This window comes from Labrys neptuniae (assembly GCF_040797145.1).
GTDB classification, from domain to species: Bacteria; Pseudomonadota; Alphaproteobacteria; order Rhizobiales; family Labraceae; genus Labrys; species Labrys neptuniae.
In genome coordinates this window covers 1451984-1465336 of record NZ_JBFNQD010000001.1, presented here as the reverse complement: position 1 = coordinate 1465336, position 13353 = coordinate 1451984, and the positions used below count along the sequence as shown (strand labels likewise).

Below are 13353 nucleotides of genomic sequence, written 5' to 3'. Positions count from 1 at the left end.
GGAAAGGCGGGCTGCCGCCTTTCTACTTGAACACTTCCTTCACCGCTTCGACGGGCTGCGGCTTTGGGCGTTCGATATTGGGCAGGAAGATCGTCAGCAGCCCGATCATCGGCAGGAAGGAGCAAACCTTGTAGACGAACTCGATGCTGGTCTTGTCGGCGAGAACGCCGAGGGCGGCCGCACCCACCCCGCCCATACCGAAGGCGAGGCCGAAGAAGAGCCCTGCGATCATGCCGGTCTTGCCCGGCACCAGCTCCTGCGCGAACACCACGATGGCGGAGAAGGCGGAGGACAGAATGAAGCCGATGATCACCGCCAGGACCGGGGTCCAGGTCAGATTGGCATAGGGCAGGGCCAGGCTGAAGGGCAGCACGCCCAGGATCGAGACCCAGATCACATATTTGCGCCCGATGCGGTCGCCGATCGGTCCACCGAGCAGCGTACCGGCGGCCGCGGCGAACAGGAAGATGAAGAGCTGCATCTGCACGGCTTCGGGCGACAGGCCGAAACGGTCCTCGAGATAGAGGGTGTAGTAGCTCGACAACGAGGCCATGTAGAAGAATTTGGAGAAGACCAACGCCAGCAGCACCGCCAGCGAGGCGATGACGCGGCCGCGCGACAACGAGGCCACCGCACACACGGTCCTGGTCTTGATGCCGGCCGTATGACGGCGATAGGCGGCATACCAGTTGCCAACGTTCCACAGGATGAACATGGCGAGCAAGGCGATCACCGAGAAGATGGCGATCGAATGCTGGCCATAGGGCAGGACGATGAAGGCGGCGAGCAACGGCCCGATCGAGGTGCCGAGATTGCCGCCGACCTGGAAGACTGATTGGGCCAAGCCGGTCTTGCCGCCGGAAGCCATGCGCGCGACGCGTGACGATTCGGGATGGAAGACCGAGGAGCCGGTGCCGACCAGCATGGCGGCGATCAGAACTGTGGCGTAATTTTGGGCATAGGCGAGCAGCACCAGGCCGATAAGGCTGAGGCCCATGCCGACGGTGAGCGAATAGGGCAGGGGGCGGCGGTCGGTATAGAGGCCGACGAAAGGCTGCAGCAGCGATGCCGTCAGCTGGAAGGCCAGCGTGATCAGGCCGATCTGGGTGTAGCTGAGGGCGTAATTGTCACGCAGCATCGGATAGATCGAGGGGATCAACGACTGGATGGTGTCGTTGAGGCAATGCGAGACGCTGATCGCCATCAGGATCGAATAGGCCGTGCGCTCGGGGCTGAATGCACCTGAGGAGGGCAGGGTGGCTGCTTTGGCGTCCATACGTCACTGCTAGACCCGCGGCGGCACGCGGGGTGCGAACGCGGACTATCCCTTTGTTGCGGCACGAAAAATCGGCATCTTGGCGCACGCCAAGGCCGATCGGGCCTGGTTCCGCTGGGCTATGCGGGTGATGGGAAGAGATGCGGGAGCCGCCCGCTAAACCGTTTTAGCCGAATGTCGCCAATCGGGGAATATCGAGACGCGTCGTCATCAATAAATCTTCGTGATGATATTCATCACGCTGACGCGATGAAAAGCAGGTCGGGACGGCAAGGGTCGGAAAACAAAATCGCGATCCGGGCTGGCCAGGATCGCGATCGGACTATCGGGCGGGCATGGCAGGCCCGAAGCTGGAGAGGAGCTCAGATCGGCTCGTTCTCGGCGCTGGCGACGCGGTCGATATGGCCGCGATACATGCCCAGATCCAGCATGTCGCGATAGCTCAGTTCGCGGCGCACGGTCGCGAGGCGACGGCGGTTGCGATAGGCTACGAGGCGGGCGGAGAGGGCGTTGATGAGAGCGACGGTCGTCACGGGAGTGGTTCCAGAAAAAGCGCTACGTTTACTGCGCTGCATATATAGGCAAATCGCGGCAAAATTTGTGCAGAATCGCACGCGCAAAGTCGTATGCCCGGCATGCTATTTTTGCATGGTTTAGAGGAAGTTACCGGCGGATGTGCCCGGGGCGGGATGCCCAAAGCTCGGATGGCTTGCCGGTACGGAGGTCGGCCAGCTTATGCTGCAATGCAACATGGCCAGGTAGGTTTCTGTTCAGCCCTGTGCTTTATTCCTTCCTCGATGAGAAGGATCGGGATCGACATGGCCCGACGCAAAAGCGTTTGTGGGTTGAATGAAACGCCTCGAACCGCAAACACGCGTCGAACCAACGAGTTCGGGCAAGGCCGCGTTTTCGCCAAAACGTGCCTTGCTCAGGTGGACCGGGAGAATTGCATGCGCAAGAGCTGGCTGGCGGCCTTGGCCGTTTCGACTTTGGTTCCTTTCATGTCGGCCAGGGCCGAAGAGTCGATGAAGGGAGTCTTCACGGCGCGGGAGGCCTGCCCGGCTCTCCAGTCGATCCGCAAGCAGACCAATCCCGGCGATGTCAAATTGACGCCCGGGCAGGATTATCGGCTGCTTGCCGGCAACAAGCCCGATCCGACCTTCTATCGCGTCCAGGTCGAAGATGCCCAGCCGGCGCAGCGCTGGGTGCCCGTCTCCTGCGGTGAGGTCAAGGCGGGCGATAATGGCACACCCGCCACGCCGGGTGCGGGCAAGCCTGGCCCGGCCAGATCTGATGCGGCAATTTCGACGGGTGGGGCTTCCTATGTCTTCGCCATCAGCTGGCAGGCCGCCTTTTGCGAGGGGCTGCCCGACAAGACAGAGTGCCGTACGCAAACCGCCGATCGCTATGACGCCAGCCATTTCACGCTGCATGGGCTCTGGCCGCAGCCGCGCGGCAATGCCTATTGCGGCGTGGCGCGGCGCGATATCGAGGCTGACAAGGCCCATCGCTGGGAGGACCTGCCCGAGCCCCAGCTCGAGCCGGCGACGCGTACGGCCCTGGAGAAGGCCATGCCCGGCACCGCCTCCTTCCTCGATCGACACGAATGGATCGAGCATGGCACCTGCTTCTTCGAGAAATCGGCCGATGCCTATTTCCGCCGCTCGGTGGCTCTGATCGGCGAGATCAACGCCTCGCCCGTCCAGAAGTTGTTCGCCGACAATGTCGGCAAGGAAATCGACACCAGCCAGATTCGCAGCGCCTTCGACCAGGGTTTCGGTGCGGGGGCCGGCGAGCGGGTGCGCTTTGCCTGCAAGCGTGACGGCAGCCGCAGCATCATCGTGGAAATGACAATCGGCTTGCGCGGCGAGGTCAAGGACGGTGCCAAGCTGGCCGACCTGATCGCCGGCGCCTCGCCGACGGATCAGGGCTGCAAGGCCGGTATCGTCGATCCGGTCGGACTGCAGTGAGGGCCGGCCTTGGAGACGGAACTCTATCTACCGGTCAAGGCCTTCCTGGAGTCGCTTGATTTTGCGGTGAAAGGCGAGATCGGCGGCTGTGATGTCCTGGCCCTGCGCGAAGGCGAGCCGCCGGTGGCGGTGATCTGCGAGCTCAAGCAGAGCTTCAACCTGGAACTGGTGCTGCAAGGCGTCGACAGGGCCGGAGCCTGCGACGAGATCTGGCTTGCGGCCCGTCTCTCCCTACGCGGCAAGGGGCGCGAGAGCGATGCGCGTTTCCGCAATCTCTGCCGCCGTCTCGGCTTTGGATTGCTGGGCGTGTCCGATAGCGGGGAGGTGCAGATCATCATCACGCCTGAGGCGCCGTTCCCGCGCCGTGATCCCAAGCGCCGTTCCCGCCTGTTGAGAGAGCACCGCAAGCGCCAGGGCGATCCTGTCGTCGGCGGCTCGACCCGTGCGCCGCAGATGACGGCCTATCGCCAGCAGGCGCTGGCCTGTGCCGCCGCACTGGTGTTGGCGCCGCAGCGCCGGCGGGACCTCGCCAAGACCGTGCCCGACGCCCCGAAGATCCTGCAGGGCAATGTCTATGGCTGGTTCGAGCGGGTCGAGAAAGGCATCTACGGCCTGACATCCGCAGGCCGTGAAGCCCTGGAGCGTTGGCCGCAGACTTGCCCATGACGAAATGAGGGGCGGGCCCCTTACACGAAGGGCGTGAAAATGTCGGGGCGTGGCGGCAGCAGGCGGCGGAAATAGGCCCGGCCTTCTTCCGAGACGGCGTTGGCGCCTGTGAAGAAGCTGTCGGGCATGTGACGGGTGCGCCCGGCGACCTGGTCGAGGGCGACAATGCGCGGCGAGGTATGCTTGCCGTCATGGTGCAGCACCACCGAGCCCGAGCCGGTAAAGGCGCTCTGGGCCGCGAAGGCACCGGCCTCGAAGGCTTCCTTGGCATCGGTCTCGTCGATGATGCCGATATAGCCCCGCGGCAGATAGCCCAGCGTGTCGACACGGGCGCGCGCCTTGGGGAAGCGCTGCTTCAAGGCCTTCTGGATCTCGATGCCGAGATCGCCGCCGGTGAGCTGCACATTGCCATGGGCGTCACGCTCGACCGTGCCAGCGGCGAGTGCCTCGGCGAGGGGACGGCCAGCCTCGTCCTGGACGCCTTCCGACATCGAGACGATGCAGCGGCCGATACGGGTGTAGACCATGTCGACGTCATCGAGGAACTGCTCGACCGAGAAGGGCTTTTCGGGCGTGTAGATCAGATGGGGCGCGTCCTCCGGCGCCTGCTGCCAGCCGGCAGCCGCGGCGCTGAGGAAGCCCGCATGCCGGCCCATGACGATGGCGACATAAATGCCCGGCATCGCCCGGAAATCGAGATCCATGCTGACGAAGGCATTGGCGACGAAAGCGGCCGCCGAGATGAAGCCCGGCACATGGTCGTTCTCCATCAGGTCGTTGTCGATCGTCTTGGGGGCGTGCACGAAGCTGCAGGAACCGGTCGACTGCTGGCGCAGGAGATCGAGCGTGCCGGCCGTGTCATTGCCACCGATGTAGATGAAGCCGCGGGCATCGAGCTTTTCCAGCGCCTGCAGGATGGTCTGGCAATAGGCTGGATCGGGCTTGTCCCGCGTCGAGCCGAGGCCCGAATTCGGGGTGCGGGCCAGGCGCTCAAGATCGCTTTCCGAAAGCGCGGTGAGGTCGACGAGATCGCCGCGCGTCAGCCCCCGGACGCCGTGGCGGGCGCCGAGGATGCGCAGTGACGGGTCGTGCCGGCGGGCGGCAACGATGGCGCCGCAGAGTGTCTGATTGATCACGGCGGTCGGGCCGCCTCCTTGAGCGATGACAATCGACGACATGGAGCCTCCCTGGCAATCTGGTTTCCAGTTGCTTAGCCTCGAAAGCGCCGGTCGGCAACGAGCGACTTGGGTGAAGGAGCGTGAAGTACAGCCGCCATTGCAAACGAAGGCGGCGATGCTTCATTCGGGGGCAAGGCGATCAGGACGTCGGCCTTCCCATCGGCATGCCGACATGCCTTACGCGATGGCGGCGGCATGCCGGCTTTCGTGTTTCGACTCTCTTTCGGCTTGCCATGGGGCGCTCCGACCGGCCGCGCAGATGCCTTGATGTCGCCGATATGCCAATGGGTTGGCGGCGTTGCGCACGGCATCGAAACCGCGAATGGATTTTGCGGTGGGAAGCGCTCCATCCGCTGTCAGTTCGATGGGATTCAGGCCTTGACAATACAGCCCCGCAATGGAATGAATTTTCTATAAATAAAAAAAATGATCTATTAATCTCGCCCTCGGGATTGAAAGAAATCAATGGTGGTTTCGCTACGTCGGAATTGGGGCAATGCACCGAAGCGAACGCAGGGAGAAGCCGAGGGTAAACCCTGCAACCATATTACCTGTCATATTTGCTTCATTTCTTCGTCATTGAGGCGCAACCAGTGAAGTCTTAAACGACGCCGTCCTTTTAAGAAGCGGCGCATCCTGAGGGAGTATGTGATGAAGTTGAGCGTTCTGGCTTCGGCCGTGGTTCTTCTGGCCAGTGTATCCACCGGGGCCGTCGCGGCCACCGACATCCAGTGGTGGCATGCGATGACGGGGGCCAACAACGACCGCATCGTCAAGCTGGCCAATGATTTCAATGCCAGCCAGAGCGACTATCGGATCGTTCCCGCCTACAAGGGTTCCTATCCCGATACGATGAATGCCGGCATTGCCGCGTTCCGGGCCGGCAATGCGCCCGATATCCTGCAGGTCTTCGAAGTCGGTACCGCCACCATGATGGCGGCCAAGGGCGCGATCAAGCCCGTCTACCAGCTGATGAAGGATGCGGGCGAGCCCTTCGACCAAAAGTCCTACCTGCCTGCCGTCACCGGTTATTATTCCAATGCCAAGGGCGAGATGCTGTCCTTTCCCTTCAACTCCTCGACCATGGTGATGTGGGTCAACGAGGATGCGCTGAAGAAGGCCAATCTGACGGCGGCACCCAAGACCTGGCCGGAGGCTTTCGAGGCGGCCAAGAAGCTGAAGGCAGCCGGTTACGCCACCTGCGGCATTTCCACGGCCTGGACCACCTGGGCCAATATCGAGGAGCTGTCGGCCTGGCACAACGTGCCGCTGTCGACCAAGGCCAACGGCTTGGATGGCTTCGATACCGAATTGAAGTTCAACAATCCGGTGGTGGTGAAGCATCTGGAAAACCTGGTCGAGGCCCAGAAGGACAAGACCTTCGACTATTCCGGCCGCACCAATCAGGGCGAGGGGCGCTTCACCTCGGGCGAATGCCCGCTGTTCCTGACCTCCTCGGCCTTCCTGGGCAACGTCAAGGCCAACGCCAAGTTCAAATATTCGGTGGCGCCGATGCCCTATTATCCCGATGTGCAGGGCGCGCCGCAGAACTCGATCATCGGCGGCGCTTCGCTGTGGGTGATGGGCGGCAAGTCGGACGAATCCTATAAGGGCATCGCCAAGTTCCTGACCTATCTGTCGAAGCCCGACGTGCAGGCCTGGTGGGCCCAGGAGACCGGCTATCTGCCGATCACCCCGGCTGCCTACGAGCTCTCCAAGAAACAGGGCTTCTATGCCAAGGATCCCAACAGCGAAGTCGCCGTGCTGGAGCTGACCAACAAGGCACCGACGGAAAATTCCCGCGGGCTGCGTCTGGGCAACCTCGCCCAGATCCGCGATGTCTGGGCCGAGGAGATCGAGCAGGCCCTGGCCGGCAAGAAAACCGCGCAGGCCGCGATGGACGATGCCGTCCGCCGGGGCGATGCGATCCTGAAGACCTTCGCCCGCACCGCGGGGCGATAACAGGCCCGTAAGCCTTAGCGAAAAGACGCTGACCTTCGTCATGCCCGGGCTTGGCCCGGGCACCCTGTCCGGCACCGTCACTGTCTGGGCTGGGTGCTGGATTGCCGGGTCAAGCCCGGAATGACAAAGGTCGAGAGCGTTAAAGCATCGCGCCGAAAGGGGTTGCCGGTTTTCGGCAATAGCGATGCGGCCATTAGGATCGACCATGGAAAAACGCTCCGTCTTCTCCGGCAAGACCCTGCCTTGGCTGCTGCTGGCGCCGCAATTGGCGATCACGCTGATCTTCTTCTATTGGCCGGTGCTGCAGGCGATCCGGCAATCCTTCTTCATCGAGGATAGTTTCGGCACCACCTCCGAATTCGTCGGGTTCGAGAATTACCAGCTCCTGTTCCAGCAACCGGAATATTACAAGGCCGTCGGCGTCACCCTGGTATTCGCCGGCCTGGTCTCGGTGCTGTCGCTCGGGCTGGCCTTGATCCTGGCCGTGCAGGCGGACAAGAAGATCAAGGGCGCCTCCTTCTATCGCACCATGCTGGTATGGCCCTATGCGGTGGCGCCGGCGGTGGCTGGCGTGCTCTGGCTCTTCATGTTCCAGCCCTCGCTCGGCCTGGTGGCGCGTGGCCTCAAGCAGCTCGGCCTGCCCTGGGATCCCCTGCTCAACGGCAATCACGCCATGATCCTGGTGGTGCTGGCGGCAACCTGGAAGCAGATCTCCTACAACTTCCTGTTCTTCCTGGCGGGGCTGCAATCGATTCCCAAATCGCTGATCGAGGCGGCGGCCATCGACGGCGCCCGGCCGGCGCGGCGCTTCTGGACCATCATCCTGCCGATGCTGTCGCCCACGACCTTCTTCCTACTCGTCATCAACATCGTCTACGTCTTCTTCGACACGTTCGGCATCATCGATGCGGTGACGCATGGCGGTCCGGCCGGGGAGACCATCACCATGGTGTTCAAGGTCTATAATGACGGCCAGAGCGGCGGCGATCTTGGCGGCTCGGCGGCGCAGTCGGTGATCCTGCTGATCATGGTGATCGCCATGACCACCCTGCAGTTCCGTTTCATCGAGAAGAAAGTGACTTATTGATGATCTGTTTCTCGTTGCTATCGAGAGGAACGGCTCATGGTTGAGAACCGCCGTTTCGGTAACCTTCTGCCCCACGCCATTCTGATCCTGGGCGTACTGGTCCTGGCCTTCCCGGTGTGGCTGGCCTTCGTGGCCTCTACCCATGATGCCACCACCATCATCAACGGTCAGATCGGCGTGCTGCCGGGCCCCGACCTGATCAAGAACTACACCCAGACCCTGTTTCACGGCACGGAGGGGGCTACGCGCGAACCGGTGCTCACCATGCTGACCACCAGCCTGATCATGGCGGTGGCGATCGCGGTGGGTAAGATCGTGATCTCGCTGATCTCGGCCTTCGCCATCGTCTATTTCCGTTTCCGCTTCCGCATGTTCGCCTTCTGGCTGATCTTCATCACCCTGATGCTGCCGGTGGAAGTGCGCATCTATCCCACCTACAAGATCGTTTCCGACCTGCATCTGCTCGATACCTATGCCGGCCTGACCCTGCCCTTGATCGCTTCGGCGACGGCGACCTTGCTGTTCCGCCAGTTCTTCATGACCATTCCGGACGAATTGCTGGAAGCTTCCAAGATCGACGGCGCCGGCCCGCTGAAATTCTTCAAGGATACCGTGCTGCCGCTCTCCATCACCTCGATCGCGGCGATGTTCGTGATCCAGTTCATCTATGGCTGGAACCAGTATTTGTGGCCCTTGCTGATCACCACCCAGGATTCGATGCAGACCATCGTCATCGGCATCCGCAAGATGATCACCACCCAGGACGCCCTGACCGAATGGCAGATCGCCATGGCGACCGCGATCCTGGCCATGCTGCCGCCGGTGGTGGTGGTCGTCGTCATGCAGAAGCTCTTCGTCAAGGGCCTGGTCGAGACCGAGAAGTGAGTAACCGATGGCTCAAGTCGTTCTGAACAACGTCAAGAAGATCTACGACAACGGCTACGAGGCGGTGAAGGGCGTGAGCTTCACCGTGCCGGATGGCGGCTTTTGCGTGCTGGTCGGGCCCTCCGGCTGCGGCAAGTCGACCTTGCTGCGCATGGTGGCCGGGCTGGAGCGCATCTCCTCGGGCGATGTCCACATCGGCGAGCGCCGCGTCAACGAGATCGAGCCGATGGACCGGGATATCGCCATGGTGTTCCAGAATTACGCGCTCTATCCGCATATGTCGGTTTACGACAACATGGCCTATGGCCTGCGCAACCGCAAAACCGCCGAGGGCGAGATCGGCCAGCGGGTGAAGGAAGCGGCCCGCATCCTCGAGCTCAGCGACGACATGCTCAAGCGCAAGCCACGCCAGCTCTCCGGCGGCCAGCGCCAGCGCGTGGCGATGGGCCGGGCCATCGTGCGTCAGCCGGCCGCCTTCCTGTTCGACGAGCCGCTCTCCAATCTCGACGCCAAGCTGCGCGTGCAGATGCGCGGCGAGATCAAGCAATTGCAGCAGCGCCTGGGCACCACTTCGATCTATGTCACCCACGACCAGCTCGAGGCGATGACCCTGGCCGACGTGCTGGTGGTGCTGAATGGCGGTGAAATCGAGCAGATCGGTGCTCCACTCGAGATCTACCGCAAGCCCGCCTCCACCTTCGTGGCGGCGTTCATCGGCTCGCCCGCCATGAACATCCTGAAAGCGCGGGGGGAGGGCAATACGCTCATTCTCGGGCAGACGCGCCTGACCCTGCCGGGAAAAGTTCCGGGCGAGGTCCTGGTCGGCCTGCGCGCCGAGGATCTGCAGCCGGTCTCAGCCCCGACGCCGGGCAGCCTGGCCGTGAAGCTACGCTATGTCGAGGAGCTCGGCGCGCATCGCCTTGTCCATGGCGATATCGACGGGCAGCCAATCGTCGTGGCGCTCGGCATGGAACATGCCGTCGCCGACGACATGCAGTTTGCTGTCGACACGAACATGATTCATCTTTTTGATAATGAAACTCGATTGAGAATCTCGGATTGAATCGCGTATTGATTGAAAGGTAGTCGATGCAGTGTTGGCATCGATTGTCGTGTAATCTTTCGATCATAAAGTTTTTCAGATGAAGAAAGTAAATAAGCTGATATTGGCGATCGCTGCAGGCGTCGCTATAGCACCTTCTTTCGCCTATGCAGGACCTAAGCAAGTAACCGTGCCTCGAGGCAAGCCCTATCCCGTATTGGCCATTGGCATATACGGTGCTGGTACATGCGAAGTTTATCCCGTCAGAGATATCCGTATCGCATCGGGGCCGGCTCATGGTGCCGCGCAACTCATAACCGTGGCGACCAAGCTAGGCCAGAACACAGGCGTGTGTGCGGGCACCGCCACGAAGGCACCGGTCATCGTCTACAGATCCGCGGCCAACTATACTGGCGTCGACCATATCACTGTGACCTGGATGGCCCCCTCACATACTGACAATGTGCGATTTGTACCCAACGAAATGGAGATCGAGATCACGGTCAAATGATGATGCCCTGATCCGACACGACCATGAGGTTGACAGATCATGGGCCCTCTTGGTTGTCTGACCGTCGAGCCGACGATGCGAATGAGGAATGGAGGCGCTGACCCTCCTCGGCTGACGCAGGAGAGTCGCATGCCCAAGCTCGACCGCATTCTCGAAACCGCCATCTATGTCGACGATCTCGATCGCGCTGCGCATTTCTACGAGACGGTGCTGCAACTTCCTTCCTTGCTGAAGATGGAGCGGCTCTACGCCTATGATGTGGGCGGTGCCAGCGTCCTGCTCGTCTTCAAGAAGGGCGCCTCCGATCATGACATGACATCGCCGGTCGGCACCATTCCGGGCCATGACGCGGCGGGGCGCATCCATGTCGCCTTTGCCATTGGTGCCGCTGAGCTGGCGGAGTGGGAGGCGCGGCTGGTGGCGCATGAGGTCGTGGTGGAAGGGCGTACCCATTGGCCGGCGGGCGGAGACAGCATCTATTTCCGCGATCCCGACGGCCATATGCTGGAACTTGCCACGCCAGGCCTGTGGCGGACCTATTGATGCAGAGGGCCGTGGCGTGTGCCGGGCCCGAAAGGACGGAAGTTTCCGATGTCGTTGATCACCACCATCGCCGAACTCGAGACACTCTATAGTGAGCCGGTGCAGCCTGCCGCCCGCATCAAGGTGCTCGACCACGTGTCCGATCAGTATCACGGCTTCATCCAGGCCTCGCCTTTCATGATACTTGCCTCGGTGGGGCGATCTGGCGTCGATTGTTCGCCGCGTGGCGACCCGGCCGGCTTCGTGCGTGTCGCCGATCGCAAGACCCTGATCATTCCCGACAGGCGCGGCAACAACCGGCTGGATTCGCTGCGAAACATCGTCGAGGACCCGCGCGTCCATCTTCTCTTTATGATTCCCGGCATCGGCGAGACGCTGCGCGTAGTCGGCCGTGCCGTGATCTCGACCGATGCGGAACTGTGCGCGAGCTTCACCATGCAGGGTAAGGCGCCCCGCACCGTTATCATCGTCACGGTGGAAGAGGTCTACACTCAGTGCCAGAAGGCGCTGGTGCGCTCCAAGCTCTGGGATCCCTCGACCCAGATTTCGCGGACGGAATTGCCCACCATGGGCCAGATCCTGAGCACGATTACCAAGGGCGATTTCGATGGCGAAGCCTATGACAAGGCCTATCCGGAACGCCTGCGCCAGACGATCTATTGAAACCATCGGCCTGTCTGAACGGTCATATCGCCGTTAGAAGCATGTCGTAAGGCACCGCCCGTGGAGGATGATGTGATGGTCAGAATCAGGATTGCCGTTCTGCTTGCCGCTCTCGCGATGCTGCCGGGTACGGTCGGCACGGCGAGGGCCGAGGAAGCCTCGGTCGCCGACCGCGTGACCACGCTCACGCGCGGGACCGCCTGGAAGCAGGTTGCGGCCATTCCCATCGCCTTCCCGACCTTCCATCCGCAGGGCATGGTCAAGATCGGCGAGGATTTCTTCGTGTCCTCGGTGAACATCCTCAAGCCGACCACTAAATATCCGGCGCCGCGCGAGGGCTACGATCGCAATACCGGCGAGGGCGAAGGCCATCTCTTCCGCATTTCCAAGGACGGCAAGCTGCTGGCTGACCTCAAGCTGGGTGAGGGCAGCATCTACCACCCCGGCGGCATCGACTTCGACGGCACGTTCATCTGGGTGCCGGTGGCCGAATATCGGCCGAACAGCCAGTCGATCATCTACAAGGTCGACCCGGCCACCATGAAGGCGGTGGAGGTGTTCCGCTTCAAGGACCATGTCGGCGGCATCGTTCACGACACCGAGCGTAATTCGCTGCATGGTGTGAGCTGGGGATCGCGCCGCTTCTATGCTTGGCCACTCGGGGCGGACGGCAAGATCAGCAATGCCGATGCAGCGCCGGAGGCGCTGCGTGTGATGAACCCGGCGCAGTATATCGACTATCAGGACTGCCACTATGCCGGCGGTTCGCGCATGCTCTGTTCCGGCCTGAATGCCTACAAGGTGACGCCGGACGCCGCGCCTTTCCGCCTGGGCGGCCTCGAACTGGTCGATCTCAAGGACAACAGGCCGGTCTGGCAGGTCCCCGTCGAACTGTGGGCACCCTCCGGCCTGCCGATGACCCAGAATCCGGCGTTCATCGAAGCCAGGGCCGGCGGGTTGCGGGCCTATTTCATGCCCGATGACGACAAGTCGACCCTGTTCGTCTACGAGGCGCAGACGCCTTGATGTCGAAGAGACCTTTGCGGTTGGCGAAGGGCCCGGCGTTCAGCCTCCGGCCGCGGAGCGGATGATCCGGCAGACATCGGAGCGGAAATCAGGGCCCGGTATCTGGCCCGGGTTCAGGATCATGGTGTAGTCGACGCGCGTGGCGTTGCCGTGCTTGCGGGCGACCATCTTGACTTCCTGGACGCGCCCGTTCCGCGCTCCGTCGTTGAGAGCCGTCAGAAGGCCGAGACGGCGGTTCACCTTGATACCGACCCAGTAGCTGTTGAGATGGGCGGTTCGCGTCAGATTGTCGATCGCCTTGGCAGGGCTCAAGCCAGGAAAGACATCCCATGTCGAAATCGCCGGGGCCAGCCCTCCCGAAATGGTGAAGTTGGAGGAACAGGTCTGGGCGTTGGCGACGGTTGCGCCGAACACAAGCAAGGCCGCGATACCGTATTTGATCATGGGATCCCGCTGCATGGTGAGACAATTCCGGCAAGGATCCTTTCGATAGCATGGTGACGTTAGGTTATCCATGCCGTCGATTGTACCGGGACCTCGGCTG

The 13353-nt window shown here is 61.9% G+C and carries 14 protein-coding genes; 10 read left to right on the top strand and 4 right to left on the bottom strand.

Going from position 1 to position 13353, the window contains the following annotated elements:
• Positions 1–22 precede the first annotated feature (22 nt).
• Both ABXS05_RS06995 and ABXS05_RS06990 read right to left on the bottom strand, forming a co-directional pair.
• Entirely contained in the window at positions 23–1276 is a 1254-nt protein-coding gene (locus ABXS05_RS06995) for an MFS transporter (RefSeq protein WP_367623369.1), read from the bottom strand.
• A gap of 362 nt (positions 1277–1638) precedes the next feature.
• Entirely contained in the window at positions 1639–1809 is a 171-nt protein-coding gene (locus ABXS05_RS06990) for a hypothetical protein (protein WP_311941455.1), read from the bottom strand.
• Positions 1810–2226: 417 nt separating this feature from the next.
• Here ABXS05_RS06990 and ABXS05_RS06985 point away from each other — a divergent pair, with 417 nt between their 5' ends.
• Both ABXS05_RS06985 and ABXS05_RS06980 read left to right on the top strand, forming a co-directional pair.
• Positions 2227–3246: a ribonuclease T2 family protein gene (locus ABXS05_RS06985; protein ID WP_367623368.1), complete on the top strand. Its 1020-nt coding sequence runs from the start codon at positions 2227–2229 to the stop codon at positions 3244–3246.
• 9 nt (positions 3247–3255) lie between these two features.
• The gene (locus tag ABXS05_RS06980; protein WP_367623367.1) at positions 3256–3912 is read left to right on the top strand and encodes a DUF2161 domain-containing phosphodiesterase; all 657 of its coding nucleotides are present in this window, start codon (positions 3256–3258) and stop codon (positions 3910–3912) included.
• A 20-nt stretch (positions 3913–3932) separates the two neighbouring features.
• On the opposite strand, the gene ABXS05_RS06975 is transcribed toward ABXS05_RS06980, so the two are convergent.
• Complete coding sequence (locus ABXS05_RS06975) at positions 3933–5090, bottom strand: diphosphate--fructose-6-phosphate 1-phosphotransferase (protein WP_311941466.1); 1158 nt, start codon at positions 5088–5090, stop codon at positions 3933–3935.
• A gap of 651 nt (positions 5091–5741) precedes the next feature.
• Between ABXS05_RS06975 and ugpB the strand changes: the two genes are divergently transcribed.
• The 8 genes from ugpB to ABXS05_RS06935 all read left to right on the top strand — a co-directional run bounded on the left by ugpB (position 5742) and on the right by ABXS05_RS06935 (position 12809).
• Complete coding sequence (gene ugpB / locus ABXS05_RS06970; RefSeq protein ID WP_311941468.1) at positions 5742–7052, top strand: sn-glycerol-3-phosphate ABC transporter substrate-binding protein UgpB; 1311 nt, start codon at positions 5742–5744, stop codon at positions 7050–7052.
• Positions 7053–7257: 205 nt separating this feature from the next.
• A complete protein-coding gene (gene ugpA / locus ABXS05_RS06965; RefSeq protein WP_068291323.1) occupies positions 7258–8139 on the top strand; it encodes a sn-glycerol-3-phosphate ABC transporter permease UgpA in 882 nt (293 codons plus the stop codon).
• A gap of 36 nt (positions 8140–8175) precedes the next feature.
• Positions 8176–9024, top strand: coding sequence for a sn-glycerol-3-phosphate ABC transporter permease UgpE (gene ugpE, locus ABXS05_RS06960; RefSeq protein WP_311941476.1), 849 nt, complete (start codon positions 8176–8178; stop codon positions 9022–9024).
• Positions 9025–9031: 7 nt separating this feature from the next.
• Positions 9032–10087: a sn-glycerol-3-phosphate ABC transporter ATP-binding protein UgpC gene (gene ugpC / locus ABXS05_RS06955; protein ID WP_367623366.1), complete on the top strand. Its 1056-nt coding sequence runs from the start codon at positions 9032–9034 to the stop codon at positions 10085–10087.
• Positions 10088–10166: 79 nt separating this feature from the next.
• Positions 10167–10577 (top strand): hypothetical protein, encoded by a 411-nt coding sequence (locus ABXS05_RS06950; protein WP_311941483.1) that lies wholly within the window; start codon positions 10167–10169, stop codon positions 10575–10577.
• A 129-nt stretch (positions 10578–10706) separates the two neighbouring features.
• Positions 10707–11120, top strand: coding sequence for a VOC family protein (locus ABXS05_RS06945; RefSeq protein WP_311941486.1), 414 nt, complete (start codon positions 10707–10709; stop codon positions 11118–11120).
• 48 nt (positions 11121–11168) lie between these two features.
• Positions 11169–11783, top strand: a complete 615-nt coding sequence (locus tag ABXS05_RS06940; protein ID WP_311941489.1) for a pyridoxamine 5'-phosphate oxidase family protein — start codon at positions 11169–11171, stop codon at positions 11781–11783.
• A 75-nt stretch (positions 11784–11858) separates the two neighbouring features.
• Positions 11859–12809 (top strand): DUF6454 family protein, encoded by a 951-nt coding sequence (locus ABXS05_RS06935; protein ID WP_367623365.1) that lies wholly within the window; start codon positions 11859–11861, stop codon positions 12807–12809.
• Positions 12810–12848: 39 nt separating this feature from the next.
• Here ABXS05_RS06935 and ABXS05_RS06930 read toward each other — a convergent pair whose 3' ends face one another.
• Entirely contained in the window at positions 12849–13268 is a 420-nt protein-coding gene (locus ABXS05_RS06930) for a hypothetical protein (RefSeq protein ID WP_311941495.1), read from the bottom strand.
• Positions 13269–13353: the final 85 nt, after the last annotated feature.